The 17,414-nt window shown below is 40.0% G+C and carries 16 protein-coding genes; 8 read left to right on the top strand and 8 right to left on the bottom strand.

Going from position 1 to position 17,414, the window contains the following annotated elements:
• Positions 1-31: 31 nt before the first annotated feature.
• Entirely contained in the window at positions 32-616 is a 585-nt protein-coding gene (locus tag Q8W26_RS05050) for a DNA-3-methyladenine glycosylase I (protein ID WP_305472537.1), read from the bottom strand.
• Positions 617-729: 113 nt separating this feature from the next.
• On the opposite strand from Q8W26_RS05050, the gene glyQ reads away from it, so the two are divergent.
• Positions 730-1,647: a glycine--tRNA ligase subunit alpha gene (gene glyQ / locus Q8W26_RS05045; protein ID WP_101215931.1), complete on the top strand. Its 918-nt coding sequence runs from the start codon at positions 730-732 to the stop codon at positions 1,645-1,647.
• A gap of 2 nt (positions 1,648-1,649) precedes the next feature.
• Positions 1,650-3,716, top strand: a complete 2,067-nt coding sequence (gene glyS, locus Q8W26_RS05040; protein WP_305472534.1) for a glycine--tRNA ligase subunit beta — start codon at positions 1,650-1,652, stop codon at positions 3,714-3,716.
• A gap of 62 nt (positions 3,717-3,778) precedes the next feature.
• Here glyS and Q8W26_RS05035 read toward each other — a convergent pair whose 3' ends face one another.
• The 5 genes from Q8W26_RS05035 to dnaA form a co-directional block, all read right to left on the bottom strand.
• Positions 3,779-4,510: an ABC transporter substrate-binding protein gene (locus Q8W26_RS05035; RefSeq protein WP_305472532.1), complete on the bottom strand. Its 732-nt coding sequence runs from the start codon at positions 4,508-4,510 to the stop codon at positions 3,779-3,781.
• A gap of 148 nt (positions 4,511-4,658) precedes the next feature.
• Entirely contained in the window at positions 4,659-7,079 is a 2,421-nt protein-coding gene (gene gyrB / locus Q8W26_RS05030) for a DNA topoisomerase (ATP-hydrolyzing) subunit B (RefSeq protein ID WP_101215280.1), read from the bottom strand.
• 18 nt (positions 7,080-7,097) lie between these two features.
• The gene (gene recF / locus Q8W26_RS05025) at positions 7,098-8,162 is read right to left on the bottom strand and encodes a DNA replication/repair protein RecF (protein WP_101215279.1); all 1,065 of its coding nucleotides are present in this window, start codon (positions 8,160-8,162) and stop codon (positions 7,098-7,100) included.
• 78 nt (positions 8,163-8,240) lie between these two features.
• Positions 8,241-9,341, bottom strand: a complete 1,101-nt coding sequence (gene dnaN, locus Q8W26_RS05020; RefSeq protein ID WP_101215278.1) for a DNA polymerase III subunit beta — start codon at positions 9,339-9,341, stop codon at positions 8,241-8,243.
• 35 nt (positions 9,342-9,376) lie between these two features.
• Positions 9,377-10,756: a chromosomal replication initiator protein DnaA gene (dnaA, locus tag Q8W26_RS05015; protein WP_101215277.1), complete on the bottom strand. Its 1,380-nt coding sequence runs from the start codon at positions 10,754-10,756 to the stop codon at positions 9,377-9,379.
• A gap of 407 nt (positions 10,757-11,163) precedes the next feature.
• On the opposite strand from dnaA, the gene rpmH reads away from it, so the two are divergent.
• The 5 genes from rpmH (at position 11,164) to mnmE (ending at position 15,021) form a co-directional block, all read left to right on the top strand.
• A complete protein-coding gene (gene rpmH, locus Q8W26_RS05010) occupies positions 11,164-11,298 on the top strand; it encodes a 50S ribosomal protein L34 (protein WP_101215276.1) in 135 nt (44 codons plus the stop codon).
• A 10-nt stretch (positions 11,299-11,308) separates the two neighbouring features.
• Positions 11,309-11,677: a ribonuclease P protein component gene (rnpA, locus tag Q8W26_RS05005; RefSeq protein ID WP_101215275.1), complete on the top strand. Its 369-nt coding sequence runs from the start codon at positions 11,309-11,311 to the stop codon at positions 11,675-11,677.
• Complete coding sequence (yidD, locus tag Q8W26_RS05000) at positions 11,632-11,895, top strand: membrane protein insertion efficiency factor YidD (protein ID WP_101215274.1); 264 nt, start codon at positions 11,632-11,634, stop codon at positions 11,893-11,895. Before rnpA ends, yidD begins: the two co-directional genes overlap by 46 nt.
• A gap of 6 nt (positions 11,896-11,901) precedes the next feature.
• A complete protein-coding gene (gene yidC, locus Q8W26_RS04995) occupies positions 11,902-13,536 on the top strand; it encodes a membrane protein insertase YidC (protein ID WP_101215273.1) in 1,635 nt (544 codons plus the stop codon).
• Positions 13,537-13,653: 117 nt separating this feature from the next.
• Positions 13,654-15,021 (top strand): tRNA uridine-5-carboxymethylaminomethyl(34) synthesis GTPase MnmE, encoded by a 1,368-nt coding sequence (gene mnmE, locus Q8W26_RS04990; RefSeq protein WP_101215272.1) that lies wholly within the window; start codon positions 13,654-13,656, stop codon positions 15,019-15,021.
• Between the two features lie 54 nt (positions 15,022-15,075).
• Here the strand turns inward: mnmE and Q8W26_RS04985 are convergent, their stop codons facing one another.
• Both Q8W26_RS04985 and Q8W26_RS04980 read right to left on the bottom strand, forming a co-directional pair.
• A complete protein-coding gene (locus tag Q8W26_RS04985) occupies positions 15,076-16,164 on the bottom strand; it encodes an aldose epimerase family protein (protein WP_305472522.1) in 1,089 nt (362 codons plus the stop codon).
• Between the two features lie 130 nt (positions 16,165-16,294).
• Positions 16,295-16,552 (bottom strand): hypothetical protein, encoded by a 258-nt coding sequence (locus Q8W26_RS04980; protein ID WP_101215270.1) that lies wholly within the window; start codon positions 16,550-16,552, stop codon positions 16,295-16,297.
• Positions 16,553-16,754: 202 nt separating this feature from the next.
• Between Q8W26_RS04980 and Q8W26_RS04975 the strand changes: the two genes are divergently transcribed.
• Positions 16,755-17,393, top strand: coding sequence for a TetR/AcrR family transcriptional regulator (locus Q8W26_RS04975; RefSeq protein ID WP_101215269.1), 639 nt, complete (start codon positions 16,755-16,757; stop codon positions 17,391-17,393).
• Positions 17,394-17,414 lie beyond the last annotated feature (21 nt).

Here is a 17,414-nt window from a genome sequence, read left to right as displayed (position 1 = left end):
AGCCAGCTTCTCTTATAGATAAGTTGGCTTTTTATTGAGAGCCAACGTTGCCTTCATAATAATCACAACCAACGAGGTGATCATTAACCATTCCTACTGCTTGCATAAATGCATAGCAAATTGTCGGACCAACAAAATTAAAGCCAAGTTTCTTTAATGCTTTTGACATAGCAACCGACTGCTCTGTTTGTGTTGGGACCTCATCCATTGTTTTGAATTGATTAACCTTAGGTTTCCCACCAACAAACTGCCACAAGAACTGGCTGAAATCTTCTCCTTGTTCGATAAACTTTACATAAGCCTGAGCATTTCTGACGATAGAGTTAATTTTAAGTTTGTTACGTATTATCTGTGAATTATCCAACTGACCATCTAAATACTCAGGGCTTAATTCGATGATCTTATAGGGATCAAAGTTACAAAATGCGTCGCGGTAGCCTTGCTTCTTTTTCAAAATAGTTATCCATGATAAACCCGCTTGCTGCCCATCGAGACACAACTTTTCAAACAATTCTAATGCGTCATATACGGGGCGCCCCCATTCCTCATTATGGTAATCGATATAAACCTGTTCGTGATTGACCCAAGGACAGATCGTTTCGTTAGACTTTGGCATAGTTATTTACTCAAGTTTTAATATTGTCGTTAAATTACCCTACTATCAAAGCACTTGTCGGTGCTATAATCAAAACCATTTTTCAATCATCGGCAAGAGTTATAATTTAAATTATGCCTAAATACGATACAAAGACATTCCAGGGTTTAATCCTTGCATTGCAAGACTACTGGTCACGCCAAGGCTGCGTTATAGTTCAGCCGTTAGATATGGAAGTAGGTGCTGGCACATTCCATCCTCAAACATTTTTACGTTCATTAGGTCCGGAACCAATGAGTAGTGCTTATGTTCAACCTTGTCGCCGTCCAACGGATGGTCGCTATGGCGAGAACCCTAATCGCCTTCAGCACTATTATCAATTTCAAGTTGTGCTAAAGCCAAACCCAGATAACATTCAGGAACTATACCTTGAGTCTCTAAAAGAGCTAGGGGTTGACCCGCTTGTTCACGATATTCGATTTGTTGAAGATAACTGGGAATCACCAACCTTAGGTGCTTGGGGTTTAGGCTGGGAGATCTGGCTTAACGGTATGGAAATATCTCAATTCACTTACTTCCAACAAGTTGGGGGATTAGAGTGTACTCCAGTAACTGGTGAAATCACTTACGGCCTAGAACGTCTAGCAATGTACATTCAAGGTGTGGATAGTATTTATGATTTAGTATGGACAGATGGTCCATTAGGCAAAGTATCTTACGGTGATGTTTTCCACCAAAATGAAGTTGAGCAATCGGCTTACAACTTTGAACATGCCGATGTTCCAGCTTTATTTGCACAATTTGATCAGTGCGAAAAAGATAGCCAAAAGTTAATTGAAGCGGGCCTAGCACTACCAGCTTACGAGCAAGTAATGAAAGCATCACATGCATTCAACCTGCTCGATGCTCGCCACGCTATATCAGTGACTGAGCGTCAGCGTTATATCCTTCGTGTGCGTACATTATCTAAAGCTGTTGCCGAGGCTTACTACGCCACACGTGAAGCTCTAGGCTTCCCTTTATGCAAGCAAGACAGTACAGAGGATAAATAAGCATGTCAGTTGAAAATTTAATTATTGAATTAGGTACTGAAGAGCTACCACCAAAATCATTACGTACTTTAGCCACAGCATTTAGCGATAGTATTCAAGCACAGTTAGAAAAAGCTGATATCGACTTTGACACAGTCAAGTTTCTTGCCTCACCGCGTCGTTTAGCCGTGTCAGTAACAGCATTAGCTACGGGCCAAGCAGATAAGATTGTTGAGAAGCGTGGGCCTGCAATTTCTTCTGCATTTGATGCTGATGGTAACCCGACTAAAGCAGCCCAAGGCTGGGCTCGCTCAAATGGGATTACGGTTGAGCAAGCTGAGCGTTTAAAAACAGACAAAGGCGAATGGCTACTTTATAAGGCTGAAGTAAAAGGCCAAGCAACTGTTGAGCTTATCCCTACGATGGTAGAGCAAGCCTTAACTAAGTTACCAATCGCAAAGCCAATGCGTTGGGGTAATAACTCAATGCAGTTTATTCGCCCAACCAAAACACTCACTATTTTATTTGGTGACCAGTTAGTTGACGCGACGGTTTTAGGCTGTAAATCTGACCGTATTATCCGTGGTCATCGCTTCCATTGTGACCAAGAGCTAATCTTAGATCATGCAGATAACTACACGAGCCTGTTACGTGAACAAGGTTTTGTTATTGCTGACTACGAAGAACGAAAAGCACTAGTAAAAGAACAAGTCATTGCAGCAGCGACGAAGGAAAACGGTGTTGCTGAAATCGATGATGACTTACTTGAAGAAGTCAGTTCGCTTGTAGAATGGCCGGTCACTTTTGTTGGTAGTTTTGAGGATAAGTTCCTTGATGTTCCTGCTGAAGCACTCATCTACACCATGAAAGACAATCAAAAATACTTCCCGCTTTTAGATAATGACGGTAAGTTAATGGCGCGCTTTATTTTCGTTTCAAACATCGACAGTAAAGAGCCAGAACAAGTGATTTCAGGTAACGAAAAAGTGGTTCGCCCTCGCCTTGCTGATGCTGAGTTTTTCTATAACCAAGATCAAAAGTCAACGTTAGAAAGTCGTATCGATAGCTTAGATAGCATCTTATTCCAAAAGCAGTTAGGTACACTTAAAGAAAAGTCTCAACGTATCGCTGCGCTTGCTAAAGTTATTGCAACCAAAATTGGTGCTAATGATGCAGATGCCGAGCGTGCAGGCTTACTGTGTAAGACTGACTTAATGACAGATATGGTTCTAGAGTTTCCTGATGTTCAAGGTGTCATGGGAATGCACTATGCCCGCTTTGATGGAGAGTCAGAAGATGTTGCGGTTGCATTAAACGAGCAATACATGCCTCGTTTTGCTGGTGACAAGCTACCAGGGTCATTAGTGAGCTGCTCTGTCGCTTTGGCTGATAAATTTGACACTCTAGTTGGTATTTTCGGCATAGGCCAAATACCTAAAGGTGATAAAGACCCATTTGCACTTCGCCGTGCAGCCATCGGTGCATTACGTATTATCGTTGAAAAAGACTTAGACCTTGATTTAGTTGACCTAGTTAAAGCGTCTGCAGAATTATACGGTGAGAAGCTAAGTAATGAAGTTGAAGTAACTGTTGTCGACTTTATGTTAGGCCGCTTCAATGCATGGTATCAAGATCAAAACGTTGATACCAACGTCGTTAAAGCAGTAATGGCACGCCGCCCAACTCGCCCTAGTGATTTCAACAAACGTATTGAGGCTGTGACAGCGTTTAGGGCTTTAGAAGCTTCTAAATCACTTGCAGCAGCTAATAAACGTGTTGGTAATATACTTGCTAAGACAGAAGCTAATATTGCTGAATCTGTCAATGAAGCACTACTCTCTGAGGATGCAGAAAAACAACTGGCTAATGTTGTTGCTGAAGTAACTACTCAATTAGTTCCGGTATTTGCAGCAAGTGATTACAATGAGGCATTGACTCAACTGGCCCAATTAAAAGACCCTGTTGATGCATTCTTCGACAACGTGATGGTCATGTGTGATGATGAAGCTGTTAAGTTAAATCGTTTGGCTTTACTAAACATTTTACGTAATCAATTTTTAAACGTTGCTGATATTTCATTATTGCAATAATAAAGATTGAATAAACTACAAAGTAACAAGCCTCAACAGCGAAAGCAGTTGAGGCTTTTTATTTATATCACATCGTATTCAAGTAAAATTTCTTTATAAGAACCATTAGCAATAATTTTGGCTAACCCTTTATTAAACTCATCACGTAGTGTCCTATTGGTAAACTTCACATCTCTAGCAGATTTTTCAAAAAGCTTATAATACTTTGTATCACTGCTTTCATGACCATTTAATTTTCTTTGCCAATAATCAAAAATTCGTTTATCAGAGATCACCACATCAAACTCTCCGGCGTGTAATAACTGGGCATGCTTTGCTTGATTAGGTAACTCGACATAGCTAAATCGATTAGACTCTATAGCATCGTTAAATGCTTGCCCTAAATACGTTCTCGCGCCAAGAAATGCTACAACTTTTAACCCAGCTAATTCATCTAATGAAGTGATTCGTTTAAAGCCTAGGGTAATTGCATAATTATGATAAAAAAACGTATTACGTGAGGCGTAAACATCAATCGCTAATGATTCAATTAATGAGCTCTGTTTATTTTGTGCGACACCATCGACAGCACCAGAAGATAATTCGCTAGAAAGTGCTAAGGTATTACTTAGCTTAAAGGAAGTACGATAGCCTTGCGTATGAAACGCAGCATTAATGATTGCTATTTCAAGGCCACTGATCTGCTGCTCAAAGACATAGGGCGGCATTGGTGAGTTGATAGCGATGGTGACTTGCTTTGCACTCGCAATAAAGCTAAGGCATAGCAGCGTTAAAAACGCTAATAACTTGCTCATAGTTCCCTCTACGACAAAAGTTAACATGTTAAAAAGTGGGCGCTATTTTATACACAAAGACAACATAAACTCAACAAACTTATTTTAAAAATCAATAGCATAAAAAAAGGGCCTTTAGGGCCCTTTTACAAATAGTCTTCGATACCGATTAAACGTCTAAGTTAACCACTTTTAATGCGTTATCTTCGATGAAGTTACGACGCGGCTCTACCTGATCACCCATTAATGTAGTAAACAGTTGATCAGCTGCAATAGCATCCTCAATAGTCACTTGCAACATACGACGGTTTTCAGGACACATTGTCGTTTCCCATAATTGCTCTGGGTTCATCTCACCCAAACCTTTATAGCGTTGGATGTATAAACCACGTTTTGACTCATGCATTAACCATTCAAGTGCTTCGATAAAGCTAGTTACTGGCTTCTTACGCTCACCTCGTTTCACGAACGCGCCATCTTCTAATAGGTCATTAATATCTTTACCTAAAGCAACGATCTTAGCGTAATCTGCCGAAGCAAAATAATCTTTTCTTAGTGTATAAACAGTATCAATACCATGCATACGAACGGTAATTTGAGGAACATGCAATTGAGTATCCTCGTCAATAATTACCTCACCAGAATAAATGGTGCCTGACGCATCTTGGTCGTTTAATACATTAACCAATGTCGATAACCAACCCGTTACCTGAGCGTTATCAGTCAATGCTTCAACACTTAACTCATCTTGGTAAATTAGTTGGTTAAGAATAACTTCTGGGTAACGTCGAGATAAACGAGCAATGCTTGACTCAACTTCACGGTACTCTTTAACTAAACCTTCTAATGCAGGGCCTGAAATACCAGGTGCACTTGGGTTAACGTGTAGTGAACTGTTATCTAAAGCGATAGTCGTCAGGTACTCTGTTAATACTTCATCATCTTTGATATAACGCTCTTGCTTACCTTTTTTCACTTTATATAACGGTGGCTGAGCGATATAGATAAAGCCATTCTCAACCATCTCTGACATTTGACGATAGAAAAATGTCAGTAGTAATGTACGAATGTGAGAACCATCGACGTCGGCATCGGTCATGATGATGATTTTGTGATAGCGGATTTTTTCCGGGTTATATTCTTCACGGCCAATACCACAACCTAAAGCAGTGATTAATGTAGCAACCTCTTGTGAAGAAAGCATCTTATCAAAGCGGGCTTTTTCAACATTAAGAATCTTACCTTTCAACGGTAAAATTGCCTGATTCTTACGATTACGCCCCTGCTTAGCACTACCGCCAGCAGAGTCCCCTTCCACTATATATAGTTCAGATAACGCAGGATCTTTTTCCTGACAATCTGCTAACTTACCCGGTAAACCGCCAAGATCGAGCGCCCCTTTACGACGCGTCATTTCACGCGCTTTACGAGCCGCTTCACGAGCACGAGCAGCATCAATGATTTTACCAACAACATCTTTTGCTACGTTAGGGTTTTCTAGCATGAAATCAGCTAAGTGCGTACCCATGCTTTGCTCAACAGCAGACTTAACTTCACTCGATACTAGTTTATCTTTAGTTTGAGAACTGAATTTAGGATCAGGTACTTTAACTGATATAACTGCAGTTAGACCTTCACGAGCATCATCACCAGTCGCATTGGTTTTAGCTTTTTTATTAAAACCTTCTTTTTCCATGTAGTTATTAAGCGTACGCGTTAATGCACCACGGAAACCAGCTAAGTGAGTACCACCATCGCGCTGTGGAATGTTATTAGTGAAACAGAAGATGTTCTCTTGGAAGCCATCATTCCATTGCATCGACACTTCAACTGTTGTGCCATCTTCACGTTCTTCACTAAAATGAAAGACCTCTGGATGTACTGGAGTTTTATTTTGGTTAAGATACTCAACAAAAGCACTAATACCACCTTCGTAACAGAAGTTTTCACTCTTACCTTCTTCACGCTCGTCCACTAGAGTAATGGATACGCCAGAGTTTAAAAATGACAGTTCACGAACACGTTTAGCTAAAATATCATAATGAAATAATGTATCAGTAAATGTTAAAGCACTTGGCCAGAAACGCATTTGCGTACCTGTTTTTTCACTATCACCAATTTGTTTTAATGGCTCAACAGGTTCACCGTGTACATAAGATTGAGTATATACATGGCCTTGACGGTGAATAGTAATTTCAAGCTTTTCAGACAATGCATTTACTACAGAAACACCTACACCATGTAAACCGCCTGATACTTTATATGAATTATCATCGAATTTACCACCGGCATGCAATACTGTCATGATAACTTCAGCCGCTGATACACCTTCTTCAGGGTGAATATCAACAGGAATACCACGACCATCATCTTTAACTGAAACAGAACCATCTAAATGGATAGTAATTGTAATATCACTACAGTGTCCAGCTAAGGCCTCATCTATCGAGTTATCTACTACTTCAAATACCATGTGGTGTAGACCGGTACCATCATCGGTATCACCAATATACATTCCAGGGCGCTTACGCACCGCATCAAGTCCTTTAAGAACTTTAATACTCGACGAATCGTAACTATTCTCTGACATATATTATTCTCGTTCTATTTAATCCTGTTTAATCACCCCATGTTCCACGTGAAACATTTGGGTATGATATTGACTGGTTTGTTGTATTATTTGTTGCTTATCAATCACTGATAAAAATAATTGCGCACCAGTTTCCACTAACTCTGCAATCAAAATTTGGCGTTTTTGTTCATCTAGTTCCGATGATAAATCATCAACCAAATATATCGTTTTTTTGTTCACCAACGATTGCAGATGAACTCCCTGTGCAATACGTAATGCACACACTAAAAGTTTTAACTGCCCACGTGATAAAGCGTCATTAACGGGGACCTTGCCCCATCGCAATTTTAAATCCGCTTTATGCGGTCCTGCTGTGGTATAACCTAACGTAAGATCACGTGGATAATTTTTCTCAAGCAATTGAGTTAAATCACTTTTATTATCCCACCCCTGATAATAGTTAATACTTATCTCAGTATCAGGTAGAAAACGCTCTATTATACCTTGTAAAACAGGATTAAACGAATTTATATACTGGTTTCTCAGCTCACTCAATTGCTGTGCATTGTGCACTAATTCCCTATCCCAATACGAAATTTCCTTATAGGACGCTTTGCGTTTGAGCAGTGAATTACGCTGTTTAAGTAACCGCTTGCAGTTACCCCATAATTGATAAAAACTATCATCAATATGGAACACGCCCCAGTCGACAAATTCACGCCGAGTTTTAGGACCACCGGTTAATAAATTAAAACTGTCAGGGGTAATTAACTGTAATGGCAAATGCTCAAGAAGCTCGGTCAACTTCTTCGCTTTTTCACCATCTATTTTGACTTGAACTTCGCCACTACGAAAACGTTGTAAACCAATCGAGTGGCCACTGGCTTTACCCCATAAAATAAAATCATCATGCTCGTAGTTAATCACCCTACTCGCTAAATGAGTACGGAATGAACGTCCTAGCGCTAGATAATGAATGGCTTCAAGCACACTGGTTTTTCCACTGCCATTGTCGCCGTAAATAACATTAAGTTGAGAAAAGGTCAGTTTAGTTTCAGCTAAGTTTCTTAGCCTATGAATAGATAGCTGCTCAAGTAACATCGATTAACCACAGGTAACTTAAAGGAAGGGAAACTGCTACTAGAATAAGAAAAGTAGCAGTTAAATGTTATTTTGCCCTTATAAACGCATCGGCATTACAACATACATCGACTCAGATGAGTCAGCAGCTTCTATTAAACCACTTGAATTTGCATCACCTAAGGTTAACTTGATTTCATCACTCTTTAATGCATTTAGCGCGTCTAAAACATAACTGACATTAAAGCCTATTTCTAAATCATCATACGCATAATTTAAATCAACTATCTCTTGTGATTCTTCTTGCTCTGGATTATTCGCCGTAATTTTTAACTCATTCGTTGAGAAATTAAAGCGAACACCACGAAATTTCTCATTTGATAAGATTGAGGCTCGAGCCAACGCTTGCTTTAACTCTACGCGCGAAGTGATAATTTCTTTATCACCGCCACGAGGTAAAACACGCTGATAGTCAGGGAAACGGCCATCAACTAGCTTAGTTGTAAATACAGCATTGTTAATGTTGGCCCGTAAATGGCTATCTCCAATTTGAACCGTCACAGGCTCATCAGAAGCCTCTATTAAACGTAGAAGTTCAACAACACCCTTACGTGGCACAATCACTTGATTGCTCGGCAACTCAGCATTTATGCTGCGACTACTCACCGCTAAACGGTGCCCGTCAGTGGCTACAGTGCGAAACTGATCATTATTTGTCTCAAATAACATGCCATTTAAGTAATAACGAACATCTTGATTAGCCATTGAGAACTGAGTACTTTCGATGACCGATCGTAATAGGTGTTGTGGTAAAACGAACTCAGTTTCACTTTGCCAATTGTCAATATTAGGGAAATCATCAGCCGGTAGTGTACTCAAAGAGAAGCGGCTGCGCCCAGAACGAATAATCATTCGTTCACCATCAACATCAATTAAGATATCAGCGCCATCAGGCAAACCTTTACAGATATCTAAAAATTTCTTTGCGGGTACTGTGGTACGCCCAGGATTGACCTCACCTTCAAGTGGCGTTAAACCAATTAACTCCACTTCAAGGTCACTACCGGTCATGCGTAAAGCGTTAGGTTCAACCTCTAACATCACATTAGACAATACCGCTAACGTATGGCGGCGTTCGACAGCGCCAGACACTAACGTTAGTGGCTTTAATAATTGCTCTCTTGAGATAGTAAATTTCATGGCTAGCTACAATCCTAATCTTTTTATCAGCTAAGTTACGACGAAAGTGTACGAATTAAGTTTGAGTAGTCTTCTTTAATATCATGACTCTCTTCTCTTAACTCAACAATCTTACGACAAGCGTGTAATACCGTAGTATGGTCACGCCCACCAAATGCTTCACCTATCTCCGGTAAGCTATGGTTAGTTAACTCTTTCGATAACGCCATCGCCATTTGACGAGGGCGAGCTACAGAGCGAGTACGACGCTTAGATAATAAGTCAGAGACTTTAATTTTATAATACTCAGCAACAGTCTTTTGAATATTATCAATTGTTACTAACTTCGCCTGCAAAGCAAGTAAATCACGTAAGGCTTCTTTTACAAAATCAATCGTTATAGGACGGCCTGTAAAGTTAGCGTTAGCAATAACACGATTTAATGCCCCTTCTAACTCACGAACATTTGAACGTAGGCGCTTAGCAATAAAGAAAGCAACCTCATCAGGTAGATGAACCTTGCTCTCATCAGCCTTACGCTGCAAGATCGCAACACGTGTTTCTAATTCAGGCGGCTCAATCGCTACGGTTAAGCCCCAGCCAAAGCGAGATTTGAGACGTTCTTCAACCCCAGTAATCTCTTTTGGGTACTTATCACTAGTTAAGATAACTTGATGGTTACCCTCTAGCAACGCATTAAAGGTATGAAAGAACTCTTCTTGAGACCGGTCTTTGTTAGCAAAAAATTGAATATCATCAATTAATAACGCATCGACACTGCGGTAATAGCGCTTAAACTCTTCAATGGCATTATTACGCAGTGCTTTAACCATATCCTGAACAAAACGTTCAGAATGCATATAAACCACTTTTGCATTCGGCTTATTAGCGATAATGCCATTACCGACGGCGTGCAATAAATGCGTTTTACCTAAACCTGTCCCACCATATAGAAATAATGGGTTATAGGCACCACCTGGGTTTTGAGCCACCTGAATCGCTGCGGCGCGGCCGAGTTGATTCGACTTACCCTCAACGAAATTATCAAACTGATAAGTGCGATTAATATTTGATGCTAATACCGCTTGGGGCGCATCTGACTCTTGCTCCCAGCTTGGTTTAATTGGCGTGTTAGGTTGTGCTTGATTAGTCGGCGCCGCTTTTTGTTCGCGAGGCGCAGCCTGTGCAACAGGCTTACTGCCAATATCAAATCGTAATGTTGGACTATCATTTCCCATGACATCAACAAGAAAATTGTTGATATTATCTAAGTATTTATCGCGAACCCAATCAAGAACAAATCGGTTTGGCGCATAGAGGGTAAGTGTATCGTCTTCATGAACCGCTTGTAACGGTCTAATCCACATGCTGTACTGCGTTGCAGGTAATTCTTCCTGTAACCTATCTAAGCACTGTTGCCAAATCCAAGCAGTCACTATTCACTCCAAACCCACAATAAAAGACTCCACATTCTAGCGCTTGAGAGCCAAAATCGCTAGTTAATCCCGAGTAAATTGTGAATAAATTTAGTTATTTTTGATCTTATCAACATTCCTCAATTTTAATACCAAGATCCCTTAATGAAACCCCTAAGGATCCTCGTAAGATCAACAACGCAAGACAAATAAAATCAACAACTTAACCACATATCAACAATATACCTTCCATTAACAACATGGTAATTGTGATCTGGCGCGTAATTATTAAGCATTGCACCATCTATTTTAATTGACAAATAGGCTGTAATTATCTAAGATCTCGCGTCCTTTAATTAGGGTGTGTTTGTTTGTAATGATGCAGCAAGCGCAATACTGTACAGTTTAATTTCGATCGAGTTAATACTATGAAACGTACTTTTCAACCTAGCGTTTTAAAACGCAAGCGCAACCACGGATTCCGTGCACGCTCGGCAACTAAGGGCGGTCGTGCCGTTCTTGCTCGTCGTCGCGCAAAAGGCCGTGCTAAGTTAAGCGCGTAATAATTGACCCATGGTTAATTATTCTTATTCTCGGGAGTTAAGACTTTTAACTCCCGCGAATTTTCAAAAAGTCTTCAAAAACCCTCTTCGTGCTGGTTCACCACAACTGACCATTTTAGCCTGCCCTAATGATTTAGATCATCCAAGATTAGGCTTAGTCATTCCAAAAAAACAATTAAAGTTAGCAGTTGATCGCAATCAAGTTAAACGCGTTATCCGTGATAACTTTCGTTTAAAGCAACATAACCTACAATCTCTTGATTACGTTATTATTGCTAAAGGTGGTATTGGTAAACTAACAAACGATGAGCTAAACAAACTAACCAATAAGCTATGGAAAAAAATCGCTCGCCGCTACAAAGAGCAGCAACAGCGATAATTCGTGGCTATCAGCTATTCATTAGCCCACTCATTGGTCCTCGCTGTCGCTTCACTCCAACATGCTCTCAATATGGTATTGAGGCAATAAATAGTCACGGATTGATAAAAGGTGCTTGGTTAACAAGCAAACGTCTATTAAAATGTCATCCTTTTAATCCTGGCGGTAGTGACCCTGTGCCAGATAAAAAACATTCTAACAACCAGAGAAGAAATTAACGCCTTATGGAATCACAACGTAATTTATTGATTTTGGGATTGCTGTTTGTGTCATTTTTGCTTTTTCAACAATGGCAAACTGATACAGCTCCAGCACCTCAACAAATAGAAGAAACAGCCAACGCCGCTAACGCAGAAATTCCAGCAAGCACAACCTCAAACGCGCCTGCCACGTTAAGCAATGACTCAGAACGTAAGATTATTACGGTTAAGACCGACTTAATTGAACTGGCTATCGATACTCTCGGTGGTGATATTGTCGAATCGACATTATTAGAGTACCCCGTCAAACTTGATGGCACAAAAAGACTAAACCTCCTAGAACAACAAGCGAATTATCAATTTGTTGCTCAAAGTGGATTAATTGGTGCTAATGGTCCAGATGCTAGCTCAACAGGGCGTCCTCTTTATCAAGTGGCGCAAGATAGCTACACTTTAGCTGATGGCCAAGATTCTCTGGATGTTACCTTAACTTATCAAGACCAAAACGGTGTTGTATTTGAAAAAGTATTTAGCTTTGCTCGCGATAAATATAACGTCAAAGTTAATTACCATATCAACAACACTTCTAGCCAAAACATTCAATTACAAATGTATGGTCAGCTAAAACAAAGCGTTGTGCGTCCTAACGAAGAAAGTAGCATGATGATGCAATTGTATCGCGGTGCTGCATATTCGACGCAAGAAGAAAAATACGACAAGTTTAGCTATGGCGATATGGAAGATAGCAATCTAAAACTACTAACCACTGGTGGTTGGGTTGCTATGATTCAGCATTACTTTGTGACCGCTTGGGTACCAACGGCTGAAGATGAAAACCATATCTACTCTAAGCTAGTTAATGAAGAGCAAGGTATCATAGGCTACAAAGGTTCACCTGTGACGGTTGCAGCCAATAGCTCAGCAACATTAGGTGCTACTCTATATACAGGTCCAAAACTGCAAGATCGTTTAGAAGCGCTATCTGAAACACTATACTTAACCGTAGATTACGGTTTCCTATGGTGGTTGGCGAAGCCATTACATATGGCACTAACCTTTTTCCACGGTTTAGTTGGTAACTGGGGTTTTGCTATTATCCTATTAACCTTTGCGGTTCGTGGTTTAATGTACCCATTGACGAAGAAGCAATACACTTCAATGGCGAAAATGCGTCAGTTACAGCCAAAAATGGCACAACTAAAAGAACGTTTTGGTGATGACCGTCAGAAGATGGGTCAAGCAACTATGGAGCTTTACAAGAAAGAAAAAGTAAACCCATTAGGTGGTTGTTTACCGTTGTTATTACAGATGCCTATTTTCATTGGCCTCTTCTGGATGCTTCAAGAGTCTGTTGAACTACGTCACGCACCATTTATGTTATGGATTGATGACCTGTCAGCCCTTGACCCATATTACGTATTGCCGCTATTAATGGGTGCAAGTATGTGGTTAATGGCCAAGATGCAACCTTCAATGTCTGCTGACCCAATGCAGCAAAAGATGATGCAATTTATGCCAGTTATCTTTACCGTATTCTTCTTATGGTTCCCATCAGGTCTGGTTTTATACTGGGTTGTCAGTAACGTGGTTACCTTAATTCAGCAAACAATTATCTATCGTGCTATTGATAAAGCTGAAGCGAAAGGTAAAAAGTCATAAGCTAAATCCAAAGCATTAACAAAAAAGTCCGCTTAATCTCATTAAGCGGACTTTTTTTTTATTCTAATTTCATCGATGTGTTAAAATCGCACTAATTCACCTTATCAAGATATTATTATGAGCTTTGAAACAGACACTATCGTTGCCCAAGCAACTCCTCCGGGACGTGGCGGTGTAGGCATTGTACGTATTTCGGGTCCTCTCGCGCGCCAAGCAGCTGAGACCATTTTAGGTAAGGTACCAACCCCTCGCCTTGCTGATTATTGTGCATTCTTAAATGGAGACGGTAGCGAATTAGATCAAGGCATCGCCCTATTCTTTAATAATCCCAATTCATTCACTGGAGAAGATGTCCTTGAGCTACAAGGCCATGGCGGTCCAGTCATTGTGGATATGCTGATTAAGCGTGTTTTAACCATCAAAGGTATTCGTACAGCCCGCCCTGGGGAGTTCTCAGAGCGCGCCTTTATGAATGACAAAATGGATTTAGCACAAGCCGAGGCTATCGCTGATTTAATTGATGCAACCTCAGAACAAGCAGCAAAGTCAGCCGTGCAATCAATGAAAGGCGAGTTTTCACAACATATAAATCAACTAGTAGAAGGTTTAATCCGTTTACGCATCTACGTAGAGGCAGCCATCGACTTCCCTGAAGAAGAAATCGACTTTCTATCAGATGGCAAAGTGCTTGGCGACCTCAATGCGATCATCGAACACCTAGATAGAGTACGCCAACAAGCACGTCAAGGCAGTTTATTACGTGAAGGGATGCGTGTGGTTATCGCTGGTCGACCTAATGCAGGTAAGTCATCATTATTAAACGCCCTTTCAGGTCAAGAGTTAGCGATTGTCACTGACATCGCTGGAACGACTCGTGATGTATTAAGAGAGCATATACATATCGACGGTATGCCTTTACATATAATCGATACTGCAGGGTTACGTGAAAGCCCAGATAAGATTGAACAAATCGGCATTAAACGCGCTTGGGAAGAAATCAATCAAGCAGATCGCGTGTTATTTATGGTTGATGGCACTGAAACAAGTCATAGCGACCCTCACATGATTTGGCCTGAATTTATGGATAAACTACCACCTGGTATCGGTTTATCAGTGATTCGAAACAAAGCGGATTTAAGCGGTGATAACACTGGTGAATCAACAGAAAATGATTACCCGATTTTTAAGATCTCAGCTAAAACAGGTGATGGTGTTTCAGCGCTAAAATCTCACCTAAAAGACTGTATGGGTTACCAAAGTGTTGGTGAAGGCAGTTTTATGGCACGAGCACGTCATATAGAAGCACTAGAGCAAGCAAGCCAGCATATTGATATTGGTAAAGATCAATTAGTCGGTTTTAATGCCGGAGAATTGCTAGCTGAAGAGCTACGCATTGCACAGAATCATTTAAGTGAGATCACTGGAGAGTTCACTTCCGATGACTTATTAAGCCGTATATTTACCTCATTCTGTATCGGTAAATAAAAACAAAAAACACTTAATGCTCAACTGCAGTTTCAGCATTAAGTGTTTTTATTATTACACCACACCAAAACAATAACGATTTTTGCTATAAAACGATTGTTGCGGTGTTAATAAGGTATTAGCGAGTGAAGGACCATACTCACGATTATTAGCCCGTTGTGGCTCAAGGCATAACGCAGCACGCTGCTGATAGGTGAAATTATTTTTACCCACATGGCTACCGTCAATATAGTTAGCTGTATATAAAATGATGCTCGGTTGATCGGTATAAATCGTTAATGAACGACCAGTATCAGGATCGACAACCCTAGCTGAAAAAGTATCACCTGACAGAGCGTCAGTATTTGTTAGCCAATAATTATCGTAGCCTAAGCCAATCTTAATCTGCTCATCATCACCATCAATATCTTCAGCCAATGTTTTTAGCTTTGTAAAATCATGAACAGTCCCAGCAACAGACTTAATTTGCCCAGTTGGGTATGCCCGTTCAGTCATTGGCAAAAAACTATCCGCATTGATTTGCACCTGATGATTATGAATATTACCCGAGTTATGGCCAGCTAGATTAAAATAGCTATGCTGGGTTAGATTAAGTAATGTCGCTTTATTAGTGACCCCAGTATATTCAACGGTTAGCTCATTATCGTCAGTTAATGTATATAAAACTTTAACAGTAACGTCACCAGGAAAGCCATTGTCACCATCAGGACTTACCAAAGTGAAACAAACGGCACTACTGCAATCATTTTGATTAGATTTAGCTTGCCATAGTTGCTTGTTAAACGCGTTAGGCCCACCGTGAAGCTGGCTATCTGGTGCATTTAACGTGAGTTGATGTGTTTGCCCTTCAACTTCAATAACCCCGTTTTCAATACGGCCAGCATAACGACCCACAACAGCACCCAGATAATAACTATCCTCTTCATAATCAGCAGCACAATCGTAACCTAAAACAACATCAGCCATACGCCCCGTCCGATCAGGTGTAAATACAGAGACAACAATTGCACCATAATTAGTCACAGAAACCTGCATTCCATGACGGTTTGTTAGGGTATAGAGTGTTGTTGCTTGACCCGTTGATAATTGCCCAAAAGAGCGTTGCGTAACACGTTGATAAATTGAATTAGCTACTTGAGACATAAAAGTCATCCCTAACGATATGGAAAACACAAACTTAAAAATTTCGCACTATATTAACTATGTTACGTAATGAAGCAAGTACCTTATCAGAAATATCATATCCACCCCGAAACACGTTATTAGCTCCAGATTAGCTTTGCTGAACCTCCCAATTAGTCACACCAAGTTTCTTTAAAAAAGCACCGAGGTTATCTAAACGCCATGTTCGTAATTCATCATTTCGACCATGGCGTACAATATAAGCTAACTTTTGCTGGTGGTTTATACCAACTAATGAAAACTTTAACGGATAAATTTCACTCTCCTGTGCAATAAATTTTGTGATAGACTGAGTTTCTACCAACCGTGAAAACTCACCTTCTTTCACTCGATAAAACGTTACACCCATACATATAAACACTTTGTAATCGACATTTCGTCATAATGTCGAAACATTCTGCGAATATCAATATAATTATTAGCCAATTTTAAGCTTAGTTGTTTTCATTACTCGGCAATTGTTAACTAACATCCCATATAGAGAAAATTGTTTTACTTTGTAAGTAATTGCGGTTTAATCGTCACATCACTAATTTACGAATACGCATAAAATGGCTTATCGAGCGACAGATAAAACTCGGGCACACATGGCAAAGCAGCGATTAAAACTATTAACCGCTGCTCAAGAAATTGTCAGTAAAGGGGGGTTCAAAGCACTAACCATTGTTAATATTGCAACTCACTCTGGCCTTGCAGTTGGCTCTGTTTATAAACACTTTAAATCAAAAGACTTTCTGTTGGAGCAGGTTTATCGCGAATTAACCGATCAAGATTTATTATTGGATGTACCACAGATTAGAGTATCTTTAGAAGCCAAAGAACAGCTAAAAACAGCGCTAGAGCAATTTTTTGCGCGTGCATTAATGGCTGATAAATTGGCTTATGCCCTATTCTCTGAGCCTATAACACCTCATATAGAACTTATTAGACGCCAATTTAAGAAGCAATTTAGTCAAGTGTTCATTGAAATTATAGAGTTAGGAATAGAACAAAATATTTTTCAAGCGCAAGATCCATCACTAAGTGCAAACGCGATCGTTGGTATTCTAGTTGAGTCATTATTGATTCCATTACATTGGGAACATCAAAATATGCCAACATTTGAACGTATAAACCTAATTCAACAATGCCAACAGTTTTGTCTTCGTGCTATCGCTTTTAGTGGTGACGAATCAACCTTTTTCGAATAATCATATAAATATCAGGATATT

It is taken from the genome of Psychrobium sp. 1_MG-2023 (genome assembly GCF_030689115.1).
Lineage (GTDB): Bacteria > Pseudomonadota > Gammaproteobacteria > Enterobacterales > Psychrobiaceae > Psychrobium.
The sequence above is the reverse complement of the archived record's forward strand: the minus strand, read 5'-3'. Positions and strand labels throughout refer to the sequence as shown.

What these genes read in the sequence shown, in the direction of transcription:
- Q8W26_RS05050 (WP_305472537.1), bottom strand. Translation starts at nt 616, where the DNA reads ATGCCAAAGTCTAACGAAACGATCTGTCCTTGGGTCAATCACGAACAG.
- glyQ (WP_101215931.1), top strand. Translation starts at nt 730, where the DNA reads ATGCCTAAATACGATACAAAGACATTCCAGGGTTTAATCCTTGCATTG.
- glyS (WP_305472534.1), top strand. Translation starts at nt 1,650, where the DNA reads ATGTCAGTTGAAAATTTAATTATTGAATTAGGTACTGAAGAGCTACCA.
- Q8W26_RS05035 (WP_305472532.1), bottom strand. Translation starts at nt 4,510, where the DNA reads ATGAGCAAGTTATTAGCGTTTTTAACGCTGCTATGCCTTAGCTTTATT.
- gyrB (WP_101215280.1), bottom strand. Translation starts at nt 7,079, where the DNA reads ATGTCAGAGAATAGTTACGATTCGTCGAGTATTAAAGTTCTTAAAGGA.
- recF (WP_101215279.1), bottom strand. Translation starts at nt 8,162, where the DNA reads ATGTTACTTGAGCAGCTATCTATTCATAGGCTAAGAAACTTAGCTGAA.
- dnaN (WP_101215278.1), bottom strand. Translation starts at nt 9,341, where the DNA reads ATGAAATTTACTATCTCAAGAGAGCAATTATTAAAGCCACTAACGTTA.
- rpmH (WP_101215276.1), top strand. Translation starts at nt 11,164, where the DNA reads ATGAAACGTACTTTTCAACCTAGCGTTTTAAAACGCAAGCGCAACCAC.
- rnpA (WP_101215275.1), top strand. Translation starts at nt 11,309, where the DNA reads ATGGTTAATTATTCTTATTCTCGGGAGTTAAGACTTTTAACTCCCGCG.
- yidD (WP_101215274.1), top strand. Translation starts at nt 11,632, where the DNA reads ATGGAAAAAAATCGCTCGCCGCTACAAAGAGCAGCAACAGCGATAATT.
- yidC (WP_101215273.1), top strand. Translation starts at nt 11,902, where the DNA reads ATGGAATCACAACGTAATTTATTGATTTTGGGATTGCTGTTTGTGTCA.
- mnmE (WP_101215272.1), top strand. Translation starts at nt 13,654, where the DNA reads ATGAGCTTTGAAACAGACACTATCGTTGCCCAAGCAACTCCTCCGGGA.
- Q8W26_RS04985 (WP_305472522.1), bottom strand. Translation starts at nt 16,164, where the DNA reads ATGTCTCAAGTAGCTAATTCAATTTATCAACGTGTTACGCAACGCTCT.
- Q8W26_RS04980 (WP_101215270.1), bottom strand. Translation starts at nt 16,552, where the DNA reads ATGGGTGTAACGTTTTATCGAGTGAAAGAAGGTGAGTTTTCACGGTTG.
- Q8W26_RS04975 (WP_101215269.1), top strand. Translation starts at nt 16,755, where the DNA reads ATGGCTTATCGAGCGACAGATAAAACTCGGGCACACATGGCAAAGCAG.